The organism is Pseudomonas sp. (assembly GCF_041601375.1).
In the GTDB taxonomy this organism is placed as follows: Bacteria; Pseudomonadota; Gammaproteobacteria; order Pseudomonadales; family Pseudomonadaceae; genus Aquipseudomonas.
This window is the reverse complement of sequence record NZ_JBFIIG010000282.1, coordinates 1-3,331: the sequence shown is the minus strand read 5'-3', so window position 1 is coordinate 3,331 and position 3,331 is coordinate 1. Positions and strand designations below refer to the sequence as shown.

2 protein-coding genes are annotated in these 3,331 nt (G+C 61.2%); both read left to right on the top strand.

The annotated features are described in order from the left end of the window. Positions 1-226 precede the first annotated feature (226 nt). Entirely contained in the window at positions 227-1,198 is a 972-nt protein-coding gene (locus ABZE94_RS21025) for a GGDEF domain-containing protein (protein ID WP_372878116.1), read from the top strand. Between the two features lie 479 nt (positions 1,199-1,677). After that, entirely contained in the window at positions 1,678-2,931 is a 1,254-nt protein-coding gene (locus tag ABZE94_RS21020) for an OprD family porin (protein WP_372878115.1), read from the top strand. Positions 2,932-3,331 lie beyond the last annotated feature (400 nt).

Sequence of the window (3,331 nt, the reverse complement as noted above, 5' to 3'; positions counted from 1 at the left end):
CTGGCGGATTTACGCGGCAGTATCGGCCTGCTATTCATAAAAAAACGCCCCAGGCCATCGACGCCCAGGACGGTGAAGATGTCCAAGACCCGCTACCCAGTTGACCGCAAAGCTGCTCCGCTTAAGTGAACAGCATTGCGCCGTTCGGCGGGCTTTTTGATGTCTGCGCCGCCAACCTTCTATGCTGCCCCCATGGCTCAAACCTTCACCAGGATGGCGACTGTTTATGGACGAGTGCGGCAACTCATCGGAGCAATTGGAAGACCTGACCCTGGCGCTGCTGCACAGCCGTGCCGAGGTCGAGCGCCTGCGCGAGCGTGAGCAGCTCTTCAGCACTCTGCTCGGCAGCGTCAATGCGGTGCTCTGGGCGTTCGACTGGCAGGCGCAGCGGGTGATCTACGTAAGCCCGGCCTACGAGCGGATTTTCGGCCGCTCTGCCGCGCTGTTGTTGGCCGACTACGGCGAATGGCGCAACAGCATCTACCCGGACGACCTCGACTACGCCGCCGAGAGCCTGGCCAAGGTGCTGGAAACCGGTGCGGTGGAGACTCGCGAGTACCGCATCATTCGCGCCGACGGGCAGTTGCGCTGGCTCAGCGACAAATGCTTTATCAGTCGCTCGAACGAGGTCGGGCAAGCGCAGATCATCGTCGGCATCGCCGAAGACATCACCGACAAGAAGCAACTGGAAGGCGAGTTGCATCGCCTGGCAACCACCGATGTACTGACCCAGAGCAGCAACCGCCGGTACTTCTTCGAGTGTGCCCGGCGCGAATTCGAGCACGCCCGCCAGTTCGGCAGCCCCTTGGCCTTCCTGTTGCTCGACGTCGACGACTTCAAGCGGATCAACGACAGCCATGGTCACCAGATGGGCGATCAGGTGCTGCAGCGCCTGGCCAGCTGCGGCGCCTCGGTGTTGCGCCGCGGTGATCTGTTCGGACGTATCGGCGGTGAGGAATTCGCCGCGCTGTTTCCAGGCTGCGAGCCTGCACTGGCCGAGCAGATCGCCGAGCGCCTGCAGCGGGAGGTGCAGCGTTTGCGTTTCAGCCACGCCCAGACGTCGTTCGGCGTCACGGTGAGCCAGGGGCTGACCAGCTTGCGTGGCGCCGATGCCAGCCTGGAGACGCTGTTCGCCCGCGCCGATGCGGCCATGTATCAGGCCAAACGGCAGGGCAAGAACCAGATCGTGCTCGACTGACTGGGCGGGCGCAATTGGCGAAAATCCGCCGGGAGCGCTCTCGCTCTCGGCGATAATCCGCCTGTTCATCCTTCGCATGACCCCGCAATGGAATCCGTGAACTTCCGCCAAAGTGGCGGGCTAGAGGTGTTGCTGCCCGGCGCTGGGCGACTGGCACGGTATCTGCTCAAGACTCTTCGACGCACCGACCGGCCTGCAGGGCCGGCACACAATAAAAATGAAGAGAGCCGCCGATGAACTGCTTCCGTTTGGCTGACGATCCGCCTACTCCCGTTCCCTTGACGTTTGCTCGGCGCGGCACCGCGCACCCCTGATTTCTGTTCGCCCCAGCGTTGCCCGCTCGCTCTGGTGCCTGTTCGGCTGCCCGTCTGGCGAGGTCCGCGGAGCGAATCAACGAATTCGGTGCGTGCCTGTTTCTTCGTGGTCGAAGCCTGCGCCCGTGCCGATGTGCCACCATAACAACACTGGAGAAAACCATAATGAGAAAGACCTCCCTGGCGCTGGCCATTGCTGCCGGCACCCTGGGCTTGACCCTGAGCCAAGTCGCCAACGCTGAATTCATCAAGGACAGCAAGGCCAGCCTGGAAGCCCGCAATTTTTATTTCAACCGTGACTTCCGTCAGGACGGCGCCAGCCAGAGCAAGCGTGAAGAGTGGGCGCAAGGCTTCATTCTGCGTATGGACTCCGGCTATACCGAGGGTACTGTGGGCTTCGGTATCGACACTATCGGCATGCTCGGCTTCAAGCTGGATTCCGGCGGCGGTACCGCTGGCAGCAACTTGCTGGTACCCGATCGCTCGGGTGGTTCGCAGGACTACTCTTCTGACCTGGCGCTGGCCGGCAAGGCCAAATTGTCCAAGAGCACCCTGCGCGTCGGCAGCATGCAGTTCAAGAACATGGCTATCGGCTCCAGCGACAGTCGTCTGACGCCTCAGGTATTCAAGGGCGGCCAGTTGATCTCCCAGGAAATCGACGGTTTGACTCTGGATGGCGGTTATCTGCGCGAAGTTAATCACCGTGATTCGAGTGACTTTGAAGACCTGTCGATGACCACTGGCGGTCGTCGCGGCATCACCGTTACCGGCGACAAGACTACCGATGCCTTCCAGTTTCTCGGTGGCACCTACCAGCTCAGCAAGGAGCTGACCGGCGCCTATTACTACTCGAACCTGGAGGACCTGTATAAGCAGAACTCCTTCAACCTGGTGCACGTGTTGCCGCTGGGCGAAGGCCAGAGCCTGAAGACCGACCTGCGTTATGCCCGCTCCACCGACGACGGCCGCAGTAACGTCGACAACAAGGCATTCGGAGCGATGGTTACTTATGGCCTGGGTGGCCACAAGGTTGGTCTCGGCTATCAGAAGATGAGCGGCGACACGGGCGCCGCCTATATCAACGGTACCGACCCGTTCTTGGTCAACTATGTGCAGATCAGTGACTTCGCCAACAAGGACGAGACCTCCTGGCAGGCGCGCTATGACTTCAACTTTGGCTCCATCGGCATTCCCGGTCTGAGCTTCATGACCCGCTACCTGACTGGCGACAACGTCGACCTGGGCGCTGCTGGCGACGGCAAGGAGTGGGAGCGCGACACCGAGCTGATGTACGTGTTCCAGGAAGGCGCCCTGAAGAACTTCAGTGCGCGCTGGCGCAATGCCATGGTGCGTTCCAACTTCACCAACGACATCGACGAGAACCGCCTGATCCTCAGCTACACCCTGCCGCTGTTCTGACCGGCGTCCCGTGCTTAGCGGGGCTGTCGAGCAGGGCTGATCAGTTGCATCCTGTTCAGCCGTGAAATACCCAAAGCCCGGACTCTGTTCCGGGCTTTTTTGCTGTTGCTCATCAGGCAGCGCGCTAGCCAGTACCGCGCGGTGACTGCTGACGCCGCCGAATCTGGGAAAATCTACAATCCGCGGGTGGGTTAGCCGCCGAGACGATGTCAGGCGGGTTGCATTGCAAACGCGGCGTAACCCATCAGCGATAGTGGCCTACAGGCATAACGCGGTTGATGGGTATGGCTGCGCTCAAGCCTACGCGGCCCGTCACATCCTACGAGAGCTGGCGGGCAATGCGCAGCGCCTCGGGCGCGGGCATTACCACGGCAGGTCTTGTCGGGACGATTTCTGCTTG